Annotated in this window: 14 protein-coding genes; 7 read left to right on the top strand and 7 right to left on the bottom strand. The window is 69.0% G+C overall.

What is annotated here, in order from left to right; all coding sequences use genetic code 11:
* Positions 1-20: 20 nt before the first annotated feature.
* The gene (locus tag ACTRO_RS00790; RefSeq protein ID WP_051450094.1) at positions 21-1,097 is read right to left on the bottom strand and encodes a beta-ketoacyl-[acyl-carrier-protein] synthase family protein; all 1,077 of its coding nucleotides are present in this window, start codon (positions 1,095-1,097) and stop codon (positions 21-23) included.
* Between the two features lie 203 nt (positions 1,098-1,300).
* Here ACTRO_RS00790 and ACTRO_RS00785 point away from each other — a divergent pair, with 203 nt between their 5' ends.
* Positions 1,301-1,804: a hypothetical protein gene (locus tag ACTRO_RS00785; protein WP_034260460.1), complete on the top strand. Its 504-nt coding sequence runs from the start codon at positions 1,301-1,303 to the stop codon at positions 1,802-1,804.
* A 46-nt stretch (positions 1,805-1,850) separates the two neighbouring features.
* Here ACTRO_RS00785 and ACTRO_RS00780 read toward each other — a convergent pair whose 3' ends face one another.
* The gene (locus ACTRO_RS00780; protein WP_169739780.1) at positions 1,851-2,207 is read right to left on the bottom strand and encodes an STAS domain-containing protein; all 357 of its coding nucleotides are present in this window, start codon (positions 2,205-2,207) and stop codon (positions 1,851-1,853) included.
* A 220-nt stretch (positions 2,208-2,427) separates the two neighbouring features.
* Between ACTRO_RS00780 and ACTRO_RS00775 the strand changes: the two genes are divergently transcribed.
* Entirely contained in the window at positions 2,428-2,841 is a 414-nt protein-coding gene (locus ACTRO_RS00775) for an ATP-binding protein (RefSeq protein WP_169739779.1), read from the top strand.
* Between the two features lie 89 nt (positions 2,842-2,930).
* Positions 2,931-3,713 (top strand): SDR family oxidoreductase, encoded by a 783-nt coding sequence (locus ACTRO_RS00770; RefSeq protein WP_034260456.1) that lies wholly within the window; start codon positions 2,931-2,933, stop codon positions 3,711-3,713.
* Between the two features lie 1,382 nt (positions 3,714-5,095).
* Here ACTRO_RS00770 and ACTRO_RS00765 read toward each other — a convergent pair.
* Both ACTRO_RS00765 and ACTRO_RS00760 read right to left on the bottom strand, forming a co-directional pair.
* On the bottom strand, positions 5,096-6,124 hold the full coding sequence (locus ACTRO_RS00765) for an IS3 family transposase (RefSeq protein ID WP_063627906.1): 1,029 nt from the start codon (positions 6,122-6,124) through the stop codon (positions 5,096-5,098).
* Between the two features lie 41 nt (positions 6,125-6,165).
* Entirely contained in the window at positions 6,166-6,516 is a 351-nt protein-coding gene (locus tag ACTRO_RS00760; RefSeq protein ID WP_034272405.1) for a transposase, read from the bottom strand.
* A 343-nt stretch (positions 6,517-6,859) separates the two neighbouring features.
* Between ACTRO_RS00760 and ACTRO_RS00755 the strand changes: the two genes are divergently transcribed.
* Entirely contained in the window at positions 6,860-7,567 is a 708-nt protein-coding gene (locus ACTRO_RS00755) for a DUF1345 domain-containing protein (protein ID WP_211244022.1), read from the top strand.
* A gap of 57 nt (positions 7,568-7,624) precedes the next feature.
* Here ACTRO_RS00755 and ACTRO_RS00750 read toward each other — a convergent pair whose 3' ends face one another.
* Positions 7,625-8,545 (bottom strand): diacylglycerol/lipid kinase family protein, encoded by a 921-nt coding sequence (locus tag ACTRO_RS00750; protein WP_051450092.1) that lies wholly within the window; start codon positions 8,543-8,545, stop codon positions 7,625-7,627.
* Positions 8,542-9,159, bottom strand: a complete 618-nt coding sequence (locus tag ACTRO_RS47890; RefSeq protein WP_051450091.1) for a hypothetical protein — start codon at positions 9,157-9,159, stop codon at positions 8,542-8,544. The genes ACTRO_RS00750 and ACTRO_RS47890 overlap by 4 nt, the downstream gene beginning before the upstream one ends.
* 294 nt (positions 9,160-9,453) lie before the next feature.
* Between ACTRO_RS47890 and ACTRO_RS00740 the strand changes: the two genes are divergently transcribed.
* Entirely contained in the window at positions 9,454-10,638 is a 1,185-nt protein-coding gene (locus ACTRO_RS00740) for an AI-2E family transporter (protein ID WP_063627905.1), read from the top strand.
* Between the two features lie 35 nt (positions 10,639-10,673).
* Here the strand turns inward: ACTRO_RS00740 and ACTRO_RS00735 are convergent, their stop codons facing one another.
* Positions 10,674-11,036, bottom strand: a complete 363-nt coding sequence (locus ACTRO_RS00735; RefSeq protein WP_034260454.1) for an STAS domain-containing protein — start codon at positions 11,034-11,036, stop codon at positions 10,674-10,676.
* Between the two features lie 267 nt (positions 11,037-11,303).
* On the opposite strand from ACTRO_RS00735, the gene ACTRO_RS00730 reads away from it, so the two are divergent.
* Together ACTRO_RS00730 and ACTRO_RS00725 are read left to right on the top strand one after the other, a co-directional pair.
* Positions 11,304-15,467, top strand: coding sequence for a SpoIIE family protein phosphatase (locus ACTRO_RS00730; RefSeq protein ID WP_034260451.1), 4,164 nt, complete (start codon positions 11,304-11,306; stop codon positions 15,465-15,467).
* Positions 15,464-15,766, top strand: coding sequence for an STAS domain-containing protein (locus tag ACTRO_RS00725; protein ID WP_034260450.1), 303 nt, complete (start codon positions 15,464-15,466; stop codon positions 15,764-15,766). The genes ACTRO_RS00730 and ACTRO_RS00725 overlap by 4 nt, the downstream gene beginning before the upstream one ends.
* The last annotated feature ends 66 nt before the right edge of the window (positions 15,767-15,832 follow it).

Below are 15,832 nucleotides of genomic sequence, written 5' to 3'. Positions count from 1 at the left end.
GGGTGTTCCTCCGCGGTGGGCTACGCGGGTCTGGTCAGCCGTGCTGCGCACACGGTCACGCCGGGGCCGATGGTCACGGCCGTGCCCGGTCCGTACATGGCGTCGGGCCCGGTCTCGCCAAGCGTTCGCTGCAAGATGTCGAGGAACGAGACCGAGCCCATGTTCCCGTGGTTCTGCAGCGACGCCCAGGAGTGACGCAGCTGCCGCTGATCGGCGCCGAACACTTCGGCGGTGTTCTCCAGAATCGCCGGGCCGCCGTGATGCGCGACGAGGAAGCCGGGGGAGCTCTCGCCGAGCCACGACTCGAGCGCCGGGCGGGCCAGGTGGATCGCCCCCGGCGCGGCCGGGGTGGACGCGAAACCGAGTCGGCCCTCGTCATCGGCGGTCAGCCGGTAGTAGGCGGTGGTGTCGGGGATCAGGTAGTCGAGCGCGCCGACTCCGTCGAGCAGCACGTGCGGGCCATCAGGAGCCTGGTCCGCGGGGGTGACCACGGCCGCGGCCGCCCCGTCTCCGCCGAGAGCCTTGTAGATCAGCGCGTCTGCCCGGCGTGTGTGGGGTTGGGTGGTGGAGCTGAAGGCCTCGCTGGCCACGACCAGCACCTTGGATCCCGGGCGTGCCGCGATCTGCTCGCTGGCCCGGATCAGGCCGTAGAGACCTCCTGCGCAGCCGATCTGGGCGACCGGGATGCGCCGCACGTCCGGTCGCAGCCGCAACTCGCGGATCAGGTCGACGTCCATCCCCGGCATGGCGTAGCCGGTCACGCTGGTGACGATCAGCGCGTCGATCTCCTGCGGCTCGATCCCCGAGGCCCGTAACGCGGCATCGGCCGCGCGTGCGCCCAAGCCGGCGAGCAACGCCACTGTGGAGGCCCAGTGCGCCGGGGCGGTGCCGTCGGTGTAGACCTCTTTCGCGCTGCGTATGAAGGTTCGGGTATCCACCCCGGTATTGCGCATGATGTCAGCGAACTTATCGGGCACGGCGCGGCCCGGGTACGCGAGACCGCTCCGTTCGACCACCTCGTCGATTCCCACGCGGTGTTCGGCCTCGACGAAGACCGGCCGGTGCACGCACACGGGCGCTGACTGGGACTTGCTCATGACGATCCCCCTTCGCGCCCGGCCGGTTTCGACAGTCGGCCATTGCAGGCGCTTCCGGCCTTGATCTTGTCATAGAACCACGGTGCATGGCAGCCCTCGAATGCGAAGCCCGAGGCGAAGACCGTCCGGCGTAAGCAGATGGCCTGAACTTAAGATGAGATGCTTGGGCGTCGAACATGCGGCCCCGGCGAATGGTGTGACAAGTGATCTTCGAGCTTCTGTCGGAGGCTTTGGAGCGAGCGGGTCGAGACAAGCACCGCGGCCTCGAGCTCGGGCGAAGCTTCGCCAAGCATGCGTATGCGCAGGTGCAAGACACGATGGCCGGGGCGTTCGCTGCGAGCTCGGAGGCCCACTGGCGGGCCACGGGCGCCTACATCGACGGCGAGTGCTCGCGCGAACAGCTGCTCGAAGCAGTGGCGGCGATACGCAAGATCGAGACGAGAGGCGAGCGCTGGGGAATGGTCGAAACGCCTACGCTGGTGAGCGGTGTCCTCGCGCTCTGCCTCCGCTTCGAGGAAACGAGTGTTCAGCGCTGGCACAAGACGCTGCGCGACCTGGCCAACGACGCACAGTCGGTAGTCGCCGAGAAGGCCTCGCAGCGAGCACTCGACGACCCGAAAAAGGCTTACGCGGCGGCGCGGTGGGAGGAGGCGCGGTGGCAGCTGCAGTACATCATCGCCACCGAGCCGAATCTTGCTGCTGGGTAGAAGGCTGAGACCGGGACGGCTGGAGCATCCGGGGTAAATACCGCCGTCAGTCCGTTTCGAGCGCCGCGGTGGTGTCCGGGTACGCCGGGAGCAGGGTGTGCGTTCCGGTGAGCTCGATCACCCGCGCGACCTCCGGTCGGACCGCGGCCAGGCGCAGCGCGTGGCCCGTTTCGCCGGCGCGGTGAGCACCGGCGAGCAGTGCGCGCAGGCCGGTGGAGTCCATGAAGGGGCACCGGCTCATTTCCAGGACGGTCACCGCGTGCGCGGCGACCGCACTGGTCAGCACCTCGCGCAGGGGCTCCGCGCGGGCGAGGTCGAGCTCGCCCACGATTTTGATCAGGGCCTTGCCATCACCCGCATCGAGAACAGTCACTTCGAGCGCTTCGGGCCCCTGCTCCATCATGCTTTTCCCCTCGTCGCTGCGACATGCGACGATCATTGTCCCACGTGTGCCGGGCAGAGCGTTACCCGGACTCGGTCCGGGGCCCGTGGCTCGTGCCTGCGCCGACCGCAGCGCCTGCCGCATATGCTGAATGCCATCGCAGCGAATGGGTAGCAGCACCCCGGTGTTTCGGTCGGCCGACGGACCGACGAAACGTACGACCGATAGGACTCAAGCAACGGTGGGCGAGACCTTGCACGTCCCCGCATGGCACATGCGAGGCGACGCGAATTCGATCAGGAGGGCACGTGAGCGTGCCCACGATTTTCTGAACGGCCTTCGCCCGCGAATATCCTCGGAAGAGGAGCAGAGCACTTTGCTCGCGGTCAGCGAGCTGGTGACTAACGCCGTCTGCCATACGCCCGGTTCGTGCGCGCTCAACATGACCGTCGAGGACGGCCACGTCTGCATCGCCGTCAGCGACACGTCCCGTAGCCTCCCCAGCCCGAGAGCGCCGGAGTACGACGGCGAGGGAGGTTTCGGCTTGCACCTGCTCGCTCTTCTCGCCGGGAGCCTCGAGACGGAGGTGCATCCGCACGGGAAGACGGTCGTCGCCCGGATAGCCGTGGGGGACACGACTGTCAGAGCCCGCTGACACACCGGTTGTCAGGCGGTGCGCGCAGGATGCTGATACGGTGCGATGTCCGCGCCAGCGCGGTATGCCGAACCGAAGGCGGGATAGACATGGACCTCAACCTGGCCGGCCGACGAGCCGTCGTGACCGGTGCGTCGAAGGGGATCGGACGGGCGGTGTCGCTGGCCCTGGCCGACGAGGGAGTGGGCCTGGCTTTGTGCGCTCGAGACGGCGGCCCGCTCGCCGAGGTGGCTCGGGAGGTCGAGAGCAGGGGCGTGCCGGTCCACGCGGTCCAGGCCGATGTCACGAACAAGTCCGATATAGACCGTTTCATCCAGGATGCGGCTACGACCCTGAGTGGCATCGACATTCTGGTCAACAATGCCGGCGGGGCGATCCCGGGAGATTTCTTCAGTCTCACTGACGAAGAGTGGCAAGCCGATATCGACATCAAACTGTTCTCGATGATCCGGTGTATCCGAGCGGCCCATCCGTTTCTGAAGCAGTCTGACGCAGGCCGTATCATCAATATCGGCGCGGTCTTCGCCCATTATCCCAAGCCGAATTTCCTCGCCGCGACGACGCTGCGGGCGGCGGGGCACAACCTCGGCAAAGCCCTCGCGATGCAGTTCGCCCCCGATGGGATTCTGGTCAATACGGTGCACATCGGGTACGTGGAAACGCCACAGTGGCAGGGGATCCATCAACGCCGGGCGCCGGACAAGTCCTGGGCGGAATTCCACGAGCAGATCGCCGCGAGTGAGATCCCCCTGCACCGCTTCGGCAAGCCGGAAGAAGTGGCGGGCCTGGTTGCGTTCCTGGCGAGCGATCGCGCCGCTTATATCACCGGTGTCGACATCGACGTCGCGGGTGGCATGGGCATCTCGACATGACCGCGACGACCGGACGCGACTTCGAGCACGGTCGGCCGGCCACCGCCCTGAACTGACGCCAGGTCACGAAGAGCCAGTGTGACGCGAGCGGCAAGTCCTCAGGGCGATCGAATCTAGAGCGATTTGATGATCGGCTGAGTGTTGGTGGGATGTGGTGTCTTGTCGGGTCGGGGTGGTCGTCGGGGTGGTCGTCGGGGTTTGGGCGGGCGCTTCGCGTCGCCCTGTTTGTCTGACCACCCACCCACCCGTTGCGTTGGCGGGGCTGGCTGGGGTTTCAAGATCTCGCCTCCGGCTGGGGCCCTTCCTCGGAGAGTGCCGGGGTCTGTGGGGTGCTGGCGTGGTGGGGCGGGTTGGGGTTGGGGGTGGTGGGGTTGCGGGTGTGGGTTCTCTCCTCGGTCGGTCCCCGGAGGCAATCAGGGACCTGTCGGGAGGTCAAGCGGCGGTGGCTTCCGCTGATGGTCGATTGTGCATGGCGCCGCTTGACCTCCCGGCAGGTCCCTGATCGGGCTTCGCCTGCCCGACCGAGGAGAGAGCCCACCCCCTAGGGAGCAGTGCGAGCTGCGCTCGGCTGAAGCCCGGCCCGTGGCCCGGCCGCGCCCGGCGCGGAAGGATTCTGCATCACCCTGATCCGACGATCCCGGTCCTCGATCCGCGCGAAGGCGTCGGTGCTCCGGTCGCACCTGAAGTGAAATCCTGCACCGCGCTGGTGCGTCCGACCCGATCCCAGACCTCGCGGCAGAACTCCGCGGGCCGGCCCGCGCCCGATCCGGAAGGATTCTGCATCGCCCCGGTCCGAGCCGCCCGGTGCTCGCGCACTGCGCAGGATCGCGTGGCCCGGTCGCACCCCCCGAGGGGAAATCCTGCACTGCTTTCGGCCGCACCCCTGACGCCGTCCGCGCAGCCATCCCGTCCACCACCCCTCCCGTCGCAAGTCCGATCCCCCGTACTCTTCCATGCTAGACGCAGCCACCGACAAAAGCCGTGAATCCAGCTTTCGCCGTATAAGTAAAAATACTGGAGATTTCCGGGCACTCGAGCGCGCTTTCCGGCGTTGAAGTAGTAGAGATGGAACAAGCGACCCGAAACGGCGATGCAGAATCCTTCCGCATCGTGGGTGTTCCCCTTGAGGCCGGGCCGCGGGATGGGACTCGGCCCGAGCGCAGCTCGCACCGATCCCCCAGGGGGTGGGTTCTCTCCTCGGTCGGGCAGGCGAAGCCCGATCAGGGTTCTGCCGGGAGGTCAAGCGGCGCCCTGCAGAATCCGCCACCAGCGGAAACCGCCGCCGCTTGACCTCCCGGCAGGTTCCTGATTGCCTCCGGGGACCGACCGAGAAGAGAGCACACCCCCGCAACCCTGAGCTTCCCTAGAGTTTTCCGTGTGATCTAGCCCGTTGATCTGGTGTTTTCTTGTTGTGGCCGGGTTCGCCCGGATGGGGGTACCCGTTTGGCGGTGGGTGTGGGTCGCTGTCCGGGCAGTTGCCGGGCCTGCGGGCCGGCCGGTAGTGCCGGGCTTTTCGCGCGCTCGGTGCGGCGGTGGCGGCGACGGGTCGCATCGCGCGCCAGTCGCTCGAGGTCGGCCGCGGTCAACTCGCCAGCGTCGTGGGCGGCTTCGTACTCGTCCGGGGATCGGTAGCCGAGATTGCGCTGGATCCTTCGCGGGTTGTAGAACCCGTCGAGGTATTCGAACAGGGCCTGGTTCGCCTCGGCCCGGGTGGCGAACTCCCGGCGGCGCACGCACTCGGTCTTGAGCGTGGACCACATGTTCTCGGCCAGGGCGTTGTCGTAGGAGTCCCCGACCGTGCCCATGGACGCGGTGATCCCGGCCCGCACCAGCCGCGTGCTCAGCTTGATCGAGGTGTACTGCGACCCGTGGTCCGCGTGGTGCACGAGGCTGCCGTCGGCAGGCGGGCGCCTGGAGCGCAGCGCGTACTCGAGGACCGCGCACACCAGGTCCGCGTCCGCGACATCGCTGCTCTCCCACGCGATGACCTTGCGGGAGAACGCGTCGCGGATCGAGGCGAGCCACAACGGCCCCTCACCGGTGGCGATCACGGTCAGGTCGGTGACCCACAAACGGTTCGGTCCCACCGCGGTGAAGCGCCGGTTGACCGCGTCCGCGGGCCGGGGATCATCCGGGTCCGGGATCGTGGTGCGCACCTTGCGCGCCGGGCTCACCCCGACGATGCCGTTCTCGCGCATCAGCCGCTCGACCCGCTTGCGCGAGACCGCCTCGCCCTCGCGCCGCAGCACCGCGTGCACCCGCGGGGAGCCGTACACCCCGCCCGAGTCGGCGTGGACCTCGCGGATGCGCGCGAGCAACTCGGCATCACGCACCTGCCGCGCGCACGGCGCCACAGCCCGCCGGCGCCAGTCGCCGAAGGTGGACGGGGCTATCGCCAACTCCCGGAGCACGGGCTCGACCCCGAACGCCGCCTGGTTCTCCTCGAGGAACCTCAGCAGCGCCGGCCGGTCTGGTCGAGCTGGACCGCGAAATACGCGCTCGCCGCCCGCAGGATCTCATTCGCCCGCCGCAGCTCCATCACCTCCTTGCGCAGCCCCGCCAGCTCCGCCTCCACCTGCGCCGGAAGCTCCGGCACATCCACGAGCGCGCCGCGGCGAGCACCACCCCGGCCCGGACCCGAGCACCGGGCCTCCTCGTCCTTACGGATCCACTCACGCAGCGCCTCCGGATGCACACCGAGCTGACGGGCCATCGCCCGCACCACCGGCTTCTCCTCCGCCGCCCGATACATCGCCACCGCCCGCTCCCGCAACTCCGGCGGATACTTCCTCTGACCAGCCATCAGACCGACTCCCTTCACCTCATCCATCACGCCACGGGTCCGATCAACCGGCAACCCGGGGGACGCTCACCCCACCACCCCGAACCCCAGCCCGCCCCACCAACGACAGCACCCACGCGACCCCGGCACTCTCCGAGGAAGGGCCTGCCAGCGGCACCTTTGATCTTGAAACCCCAGCCCGCCCCGCCAACGCAACGGGTGGGCGGGTGGTCAGACGAACCGGGCGACGCGAAGCGGCCGCCCACAGCCCGACGACCACCCCGACCCGACAAGCCGCCACGCGCCACAAGCACTCAGCCGATCATCAAATCGCGATAACGCGCCCGAAACGGTCCCGACTGCGGTGCTCGTCTCTGGCGTCTGCCAGGCTTACGCCGTGACACCGACATCGTCGGCACCCTCGCGTGCCACCCGGCAGCCGAGGGCCTCGGCGCGCATCCAGTTCGTCGGCTCGGCGATCGCAGGGCTTTTCGTCGGTGTGGCAAGCGCGGTGCTCGGGGCGGAGAAGGTCGCGGCGTTGATCGGGTGGGACGCGATGGCCTTGGTGTTCGGCGTGTGGGTGTGGGCTGCGGTGTGGCCGCTGGATCCGGCCACCACCGCCAAGCATGCCAAGAGCGAGGATCCCGGCCGCGGCCAGGCTGATCTCGTGCTGCTCTCCGCGGCCGTGGCGAGCCTTGCCGGAGTGGGGGTCGTCGTCTTCGGCGCCGGTCATGCTCACGGGGCTGCTCAGTATTCGCTCGCCGGGCTGGCGTTGTTCTCCGTCTTCGTGTCCTGGATGCTGACCCATACGATCTTCGCCTTGAAGTACGCACGTTTGTATTATTCATCCGGGGCTGTCGGGGGTATCAGCTTCAACGAGGATGATGATCCGCAGTACTCCGACTTCGCCTACCTGGCCTTCACCATCGGCATGACCTTCCAGGTCTCCGACACCGACATCCAGGCCAAGCAGATCCGCAGAACCGCGCTTCGGCAGGCGCTGCTGTCCTACCCGCTGGGTGCCGTGGTGATCGCGGCCACCATCAATCTCCTGTCTGGACTGGCCAAGTAGCCGCCTGATGTGTGGACTGCGATCGAGGGCGACCCTGCTGTCTACGCGCCGAAGCCGCTAGCCTTCCACGCGGACCCGCAAGGCGCCGGGAAGCACCTCCACGTCCATGCTCGTGGCGGCAGGAAGCAGTTCACCGTCGAACTCCCGGGGCACCGGCCGACGCGTTCGGATGGTTATCCGCACGCCTCGGTCACGGTGGATCGTGCGCTCGGCTGTCCCGGCTTGGCCGCCGCGCAGCGCGGCAGCTACGCGTAGCCACGCGAGCGGGCCGCGCGGTAGGACCACGGCGAGATCGAGTAGGCCGTCGTCGACTTCGGCGTCCGGCAGCGGCTCGAGCCCCACCTGGAGCCGGCCGATGTTGCCCACCAGCAGCATGCTCACGTTACGATGCCGCGTGCGTCGACCGTCCACTTCGACACTCACGGCTTGGATGCGGTCGGACAGATGCCTGACAAGGGCGACGGCGTACGCGGCCCAGCCGGCACGTCGCTTGAGCGTCTCCGGCGCGCCCTCGATCATCGCCGCGTCCAGGCCCATCCCGGCCATGCCGAGGAAGATCCGGCCATCGATGCGGCCGGCGTCGATACGCCGCTCCGCGCCGTCCACGAGCACGGCTAGCGCGGCGTCGGTGTCGGCGGATATGCCGAGGTTGCGGGCGAGCAGGTTGCCGGTGCCCAGCGGCACGATGCCGAGGGTCGCATCCGTCCCCGCCAACGCAAAGGCGACCTCGTTGACCGTGCCGTCCCCGCCGCAGGCCACGACGAGGCGGGCGCCGGAGCGCACGGCGTCCGCGGCGAGACCGGCGCCGTGGTCATCTGGGGTCGTGGTCACGGCGCGGGGCTTCGGACGTCCGCCCCGGGCACACAGGTCGCTGTAGCGCGAGAGCAGGTCGGCGACGGCCGCGGCGTCGGCCTTGGCGCCGTGGATGACGAGGACGTCTGCTGTATCGGACCCCTGCGCCGCCGGAATCGCGCTCACCGTTCTCGCCTCCTCGCGCTTTCGGACTTCTGACGGGTCCCGGACTTCGCCGCAGCGGGGCCGTGGCCGTCGTCAGCCGATGCCGAGTGCGGCTTGAGGGCGGAGTGTGTGCGCTGTGCGACGCGTCGGAGGGAGTGGGAAAGCGCCGACTCGCGCTGCACACGGACGGCATCGACATGTTTCGTAATCCAGAAACAGAAGCCTGCGAGGGGGAGTTCGACGAGCAGCGCCATGGCCAGTGCCGTGAGGAACTGGTCCGTGTCGGGGGCACCGAGCACATCGAACCACGCGTCGACGATGAGCAGCGTGCCGGTCATGGCTGCGGACAGTTCGCTCTGCTCCCGACGGCGCAGCGTATTCCATCCTGTGTACAGGAGCAGCGCGCAGAGCATGAGATCGAAACCTGCCCAGGACACGTCGTAGTGGGCGGTGCGCTCGCTGCTGGGGAGTACGACCGCGAGGCCCGCGGTCCACGGCAGGGTGACAGCGCCGAGGGCTAGCAGCAGGACGCTGCACCACCGGGGGATCAGCGGGCGGGAGGGTGCATCCGGGGCGTACCCGTCTGCGTGAAGATTGGCGGGGCCGGCCTGTCCGGACGGTCGGTCGGTAGCCATCGGTATCTGTCCTCGCGTCCTCGCGTCCTGCGGCACGGCATCGTCCGTTTCGCTCTCGTCTACCCGCAACCGGCGTGGACACACGAACGGTCGTGGGCACATGAACGGGCTGGCCCACGAACGCCCGGCGCCGAAGGCAGACGGCGCGTGGTGTGCGCGGCGGTGTTTGCGCTCGGCGGGACCGGGCACGCGGATGCGCCGATCCCGGCGTGATACGGACGGACACCGCCGTTCGCCGCCCGATCGCGACGTCGATAGCCGGCTGCGAGAGCTGCGAAAGCTGTGAGGTGCGCGATGCCCGACCGCCCTGTGCCGACGACCGCCGACCGCGGTGTCGGCGGCCGTCTCGATCGAGCTTCGGGCTACGCCTGGCGACTGCTCGTGCTGGGGGTGGCCACGTACGTCGTCTTCAGGGTGCTGCTTCGGTTCGAGGCGGTCGTCGTCGCCGTGTTCATGGCGCTGATCGTGGCCTCGCTGTTGCGGCCTCCGGTCAATCTGCTGTCCCGGTTCCTGCCGAGGCGGCTCGCCGCCACGGTCACCGCCTTCGGTGTTCTCGGCCTGATCGCGCTCATCGTGTGGCAGATGACCGAGTCGGTGACGAACGAGTGGAGCGCGCTGTCCGCCGAGTTCAGCGGCGGGATCCGGCATATAGAGCAGTGGCTGGAGAAGCGGCCGTTCCACATCAAGCCCGACACGCTCACCAACCTGCAGGGCAAGGCCGGCTCCTACATCGAGGCGCACCGCTCCGCGCTCGTCAGCCAGGTGCTGAACAACGCGGGCCGGGTCGTGGACGTGGTCACGGTGCTCGCGCTGGCGCTGTTCTGCTCGATCTTCTTCACGAGTTCCGGCGAACGGATGTGGCTCTGGTTCCAGGACCAACTGCCCGCCACCGCGCGCCCGACCTGGCGGCGGGCCGGCAGCGTGGCTTGGCACACCTTCGCCGGCTACACCCGCGGCATCGTCCTGATCGCCGCCGTGAACGCGATCATGGTCGGGATCGCGCTGGAGATCCTGCGCGTCCCGCTGGCACTGCCGTTGACCCTGCTGGAGTTCACGGCCAGCTTCATCCCCCTGATCGGCTCCCCGATCGCGATGGCGGTGGCCACGGTGGTCGCACTGGCCGGGCGAGGCGTGACCACGGCCGCAATCGTCCTCGTCTTGATCGTGGTGTTCGGCCAGATCGAAGGACACGTGCTCCAGCCCTTCGTGATGGGCTGGTCAGTGCGGCTCCATCCCGTCGTCATCGCGCTGTCCGTCATCGCCGGCACGATCTGCGCGGGACTGCTCGGGGCCGTCGCCGCGGTCCCGCTGGTCTCCATCGCCTGGGCGGTGATCAAGGAACTGCGCGGGAACGGCGAACCGGATCCGGACGAGGACGACGGAGCCGACGCCGACGACGGCCATACGTCCGCAGTCGAGGCGGACTCGGCGGCAACGGGGCGGTCCGCTCTTCCGGTCGGGCCCGGGCCGGGAGAATGAAAACCGGTCGGCGGAGAGCTGGGCGCGAACCGGTGTCAGCCGGCCGATTCCAGGCGCTCGACGGCGCCCTCGACGCTCGGTTCGGTGGAGAAGATCTGGTCGAGCCCGATCATCGCGAACGTGCGGCTGAGTTCGGTGTTCATCGCCGCGAGCACGAGCCGGCCACCGGCCGCCTCGGCGCGCTGGTGGACGCCGATGAGAACGGTGATGCCGGTCGAGTCGCAGTAAGTCAGCTCCGACAAGTCGAGCACGAGTCCTTTGCCCGAGTCCACGTGGATGGCCACCAGCGCCTCGCGCAGGCGCGCGGCGTTGTGGAAATCCAGCTCGCCTGTGACTTGCACGACCGGCACTTCACCGGGCCTGGCAGGGCTGGTGCCGCTGAGAACGCGGAAGATCACCCTCGCTCCTCGAGTAGTCACGGTCGATGCGTGCGGACAGAAGCAGCCGACCAGGGCTCATGTCATCTTCGCGCCAGTACCCGGATAGGAGGAGATCCATCCGTTCGGAATCCGTTCGGAATCATCTCGGAGCGCCGGCGGCCGCGTCGCCGCCGTTGGGGCGCTCATGCCATGACTTATCATACGAAGCTATCGGCCTCGGGGTGCTTGCGGTCGCATTCACCCGCGCCGGTCTGCGTGCGCGACGAGTGGATGGAGACGAGTGACATGACAACCCCCGAGGACGTCACGCGTCGAGCGCCGGTCGACGCCGTCCCGGGCGTGTTCGCCGCCGACGAGGAGGTCGGGCGCGACCTCGCGGCCGTGGACTGGGCCGCGACACCGCTCGGGCCGGTCGGAACCTGGCCGCAGAGCCTGCAGACGGCGGTCGACATCCTGCTTTCGTCCCGGTTCGCCATGTGGATGGCCTGGGGCCCGGAGATGACGTTCTTCTGCAACGCCGCCTACCGTCGCGACACCTTGGGCCGCAAGTATCCCTGGGCCCTGGGGCGGCCGGCCAGCGAGGTGTGGTCCGAGATCTGGCAGGACATCGGCCCGCGCATCGACACGGTGCTGCGCACCGGCAAGGCGACCTGGGACCAGGCGCTGCTTCTGCTGGTGGAGCGTTCCGGCTACCTGGAGGAGAGCTATCACACCTTCTCCTACAGCCCGCTTCGCGACGACCACGGCGCGGTGGTCGGCATGCTCTGCGTGGTGAGCGAGGAGACGGAGCGGGTCATCGGCGAGCGGCAGATGGCGACGTTGCGCGATCTCGGATCCGATCCCAGCGTGGTGCGCACTGAGGCGCAGATGCTGGAGTTCGCCGACCTGCAGCTGGCTCGCAACGGCCGTGACCTGCCGTTCACCGCGACCTACCTGTTCGAGCAGAACTCCGAGGTCGCGCGGCTTGCCGGCGCGACCGGCCTCGCGGCCGGACACCGCCTCGCGCGATCCGTCATCACGCCGGAGGACGCCGACCCGTTGTGGCCTCTGGAGGCTTTGGCTCGCGGTGAATCGGTGCTCGTGGATCTCGAGCCGACGGCGTCCAAGGATCTGCCTCGTGGAGCGTGGCCGGAGCCGCCGGTCCAGGCGTTGGCGGTGCCGCTCGCGGCGCAGGGCGGCTCGCCCTACGGGTTCTTCGTCGCGGCTCTCAACCGTTACCGCCTGCTCGACGAGCGCTACCGCGGTTTCGTCGAGCTGGCCGCAGGCCACCTGGCCTCGGGCATCGGCAGCGCCCGCAGCTACCAGGCGCAGCAGCGGCGCGCGGAGGAACTGGCCGAGCTGGACCGCGCCAAGACCGCGTTCTTCTCCAACGTCAGCCACGAATTCCGCACACCGCTCACCTTGATCATGGGTCCGGTCGAGGAGCTGCGCGACCAGCTGGCCGACGCCGACCCGCGCGTGCGCGAGGAGCTCGAGGTCGTCCGCCGGAACGGACTTCGGCTCGGCAAGCTCGTCAACACCCTGCTGGACTTCTCGCGCATCGAGGCCGGCCGGATGCAGGCCCGCTACGAGCCGGTCGACCTGGCGGCGGTCACGGCGGAACTGGCCAGCGTCTTCCGCTCCGCCGTCGACAAGGCGGGTCTGCGCCTGGAAGTGGACTGCGAGCCCGCGGCCAGGCCCGTCTACCTCGACCGCGGCATGTGGGAGAAGGTGATCCTCAACCTTCTGAGCAACGCCCTGAAGTTCACCTTCGACGGTTCCATCCGCGTCGGCGTGCGCACGGAGTCGGATCGCGCCGTGGTCACCGTGAGCGACACCGGCATCGGCGTGCCCGAGACGGAGATGCCGCGGCTGTTCGAACGCTTCCACCGCATCGAGAACGCCCGGTCCCGTTCGAACGAGGGCAGCGGTATCGGCTTGGCACTGGTCAAGGAGCTCGTCCAGCTGCACGGCGGCAGCATCGGCGCCGAGAGCCGCACCGGCCAGGGCACCTGTTTCACCATCCGGCTCCCGTTCGGCCACGACCATCTTCCCGGCGAAGCCCTGGCGCCGGCGTCGGACGCCTCCGCAGCCTCGCTCAGCGCCGAGCCCTTCGTGCAGGAGGCCCTGCGCTGGCTGCCGCACGAGACCGAACACGCCCTGCCCGAGATGGTGGACCTCACGGCGAACGGCGAGGCGGCCTCCGCCGGGGTACGTGCGGCCCGCGTGCTGATCGCCGACGACAACGCCGATATGCGCGAGTACCTCGTCCGTCTGCTCGGCACGGCCGGCTACCGGGTAAGCGCGGTCGAAGACGGGCGCGAGGCCCTCGACGCGGCCCGCGCCGAAGCCCCCGACCTGGTGGTCAGCGACGTGATGATGCCGAACCTCGACGGCCTCGAACTGGTCAGGCGACTGCGCTCGGACTCACGCACCGTCGCCGTGCCGGTGCTGCTGCTCTCCGCCCGCGCCGGCCAGGAGTCCTCCATCCGGGGACTGCACGCCGGCGCCGACGACTACCTCTTCAAGCCCTTCGCCGCCGCCGAACTGCTCGCCCGTGTACGCGCCAACATCGAGCTCGCCCGGCTGCGCAACCACCACGCCCGCTACCGCAATGCCCTGATCGAATCGCTGCAGGAGGCGTTCTTCGTCTGCGACGAGGACGGCGCGGTCATCGAGATCAACAACGCGTTCACCGACATCATCGGGTACGGTCCGGACCTTCTGCCCTACCTTCCGCAGCACCCCTGGTGGCCCGACGCGGACACCGATCCCCAGGCTCACCGCCAGGTCGCCGAGGCGTTCTCGATGCTCATCGGACGCGAACGCGGCACCTTCACCGTTCCGCTGGTCCACCGCACCGGGCACCGGGTATGGATCACCGTGACGTTCAGTCAGGTGTACGACCCCGACACCGGCCGTCGTGTGATCGTCGGTACGTTCCGGGACGTCACCGCCGAGCACTACGCCATTCAACGCGAATCCGCCATGGCCGCCCTCACCGTCCGCCTTTCCGAGTCCGACAGCGTCCCGAGCGCGCTGGGCGACGCGCTCGAAGAGTTGCGCGACCTGTGGAACGCCGCGCACGTGATCGCCGCCGTCTTCGACGGCGCCGATCAGCCCGCGACCGCGTCCACCGACGGGACCGCGAGCTGGCCGGAACTGCCCGAGCCGCGGCGCCGGGCGCTCAGCGCGCTGCGTGACGGGCCCCTGCTGACCCCGGCGGCCGAGCGCACCGGCGCCGGCGTTGCGCTCGAACACCCCGCCGGACTGCTCACGCTGTGGATCGATCTCGGCGCGCGGCGGCCGTTCACCGACCAGGACCAGCTCCTGCTGTCGCTGCTCGCAAGCCGCCTCGGCCAGCAGCTGAACCGAATCCACCAAGCCGACCAGCAACGTGAGACGGCCCTGGCGCTGCAGCGCGCCATCCTCGGGCCCGCCCACCTGCCGGACGGCTTCGCTGTGCGGTACGAGCCGGCGGCCCGGCCCTTGAAGATCGGTGGCGACTGGTACGACACGGTCACGCTGGCCGACGGCCGTATCGGCATCGTCGTCGGGGACTGCGTCGGACGCGGTCTGGAAGCGGCCACTGTCATGGGTCAGCTGCGCAGCGCCTGCCGCGCCCTGCTCCTGCAGGAGGCCGGGCCCGCGCACGTCCTCGCGGCCCTCGACCGCTTCGCCGCGCTGATCCCCGGCGCCATGTGCACCACCGTGTTCTGCGGCGTTCTGGATCCGGCCAACGGCCAGCTGACCTACTCCAGCGCCGGCCACCCGCCCGGCATCGTCGTCGATCCCGACGGCTCCACCCACTTCCTGGACCAGGCCGGCTCCATCCCGCTGGCCGTACGCGTCGGAGCCGAACGCCCGGAAGCGCAAACGACCGTCAGCCCCCGCGCCACCGTGCTGCTCTACACCGACGGGCTGGTCGAACGCCGCCGCCAGTCGCTGACGGTCGGCATAGACCGGGCCAGCGCCGCCATCCAGCAGGGCAGGGCCACCCCGGTCGACCAACTGGCCACCGACGTCATGACCGATCTGGCCCCGGCCGACGGCTATGACGACGACGTCGCCCTGCTCATCTACCGCCATCCCGCGCCGCTGGAGATGAGCTTCCCCGCCGACTCCGCCCAGCTCGCACCCGTCCGCCAAACTCTGCGCGCCTGGCTCGGACAGTGCGGACTGCCGCCGCAGTCGACACACAACATCCTGGTGGCGGTCGGAGAAGCTTGCGCCAACGCCATCGAGCACGGACATCACCACCGTCCGGGGACCGTCCACCTCCGGGCCGCGGCCACCGTCGCCGAACTGTCCGTCACCGTCGTCGACTCCGGGCAGTGGAGGCCCCCGCATGCCGAAGCTTCCGTACACCGCGGCCGCGGAATCGCCCTCATGCGTGCTCTGACCCACCAGGCCGTCATCACCCCCGGCGCCGAAGGCACCACCGTCCAGTTGCAGGTGAGGATTCCATGACCACGCCGCTGACCCTCACATCCGGGCGACGCCCCGACGGAAGAGATCTGCTGACCGCCGCGGGCGAGATCGACATGACGAACACGGCCGAGCTCGCCGCCGCGCTCGAGGCGCTGCCCGGCCCGGTCACGCTCGACCTCACCGCAGTCGAGTATCTCGACAGCGCCGGCCTGGGCATTCTGTTCGCTCACGCCGATCGCCTGGAGCTCTTAGCCCCAGACCTGTTGCTACCTGTCCTGACCCACTCGGGGCTCGCCGGCATCGCCACGGTCCGCCCGGCCTCCGCGTCGACGTCCTGAGGGCTGCGCAGGGCGTGCAGGTGTGCAGGTGCGTGCAGGTGTGCGAGTGTGCAGAGTCGCGGAAGC

This window comes from Actinospica robiniae DSM 44927 (assembly GCF_000504285.1).
GTDB lineage: Bacteria > Actinomycetota > Actinomycetes > Streptomycetales > Catenulisporaceae > Actinospica > Actinospica robiniae.
This window is presented reverse-complemented; position numbering and strand designations above follow the sequence as displayed.